General features: G+C 56.1%; 1 pseudogene. It reads right to left on the bottom strand.

From position 1 onward, the window contains the following. Nucleotides 1-317, bottom strand: a pseudogene (locus tag EOA85_RS36730) (ComF family protein); the annotation flags it as partial. Between the last annotated feature and the right edge of the window lie 319 nt (nucleotides 318-636).

The raw sequence follows: 636 nt of genomic DNA on the forward strand, positions 1-636 counted from the left end.
GCTCCGATCCCATCGGCCAACGTGATGACGGGTTGGACAGCTCTCACACCAGAGGGCGGAACTGGAACGATCACATCGAAATTCGCGGCGTTCGGCGCGATGTAGGCTACTGCCACCGCGATCAATTCCTCAGCAGCCTTGAGGTCAGAGCGATATTTCAAGCGGTAGAGTAACTCGCCGACTTCCGAGCGCGTGGTGTCGTAGACGTCATGCCCATATTCGTTCACGCCGAGATAAACGCTTCCCGTCGTATGGATGTCGAGCGCGTATCCATCCGCCCAATTGCCTTTGATCTGTCTCGGGTTAATGGCCGCCATTACGCCTCTCGAAGTGCTCCTTGGGAAGTATGAATGTAAATCATAAGTTACACCCGTTCAAGGTGACCTCGTCGTCAGTTCCTGTCATCGGCACGTGGGTCCAGCCCCATCGCTCGACACCGGAAGACCGTAACAAAACCTCTGTCAATAAACGCGGTGCGGAACCGGCCTTTCGCCCAAAAGGACCCCGGTCGAAGCCATTGGGTTGCACGACGAGTTCAGGTAGCGACGCGGTCGGCCATTTGTTCCGAGCTAAGGCTGGAAGATTCCTGTTCGAGATCGGGAAAGATCCTCGTTAACTGATCGAGGGCAGCCGTGG

The organism is Mesorhizobium sp. M5C.F.Ca.IN.020.29.1.1, from assembly GCF_003997375.1.
GTDB lineage: Bacteria > Pseudomonadota > Alphaproteobacteria > Rhizobiales > Rhizobiaceae > Mesorhizobium > Mesorhizobium wenxiniae.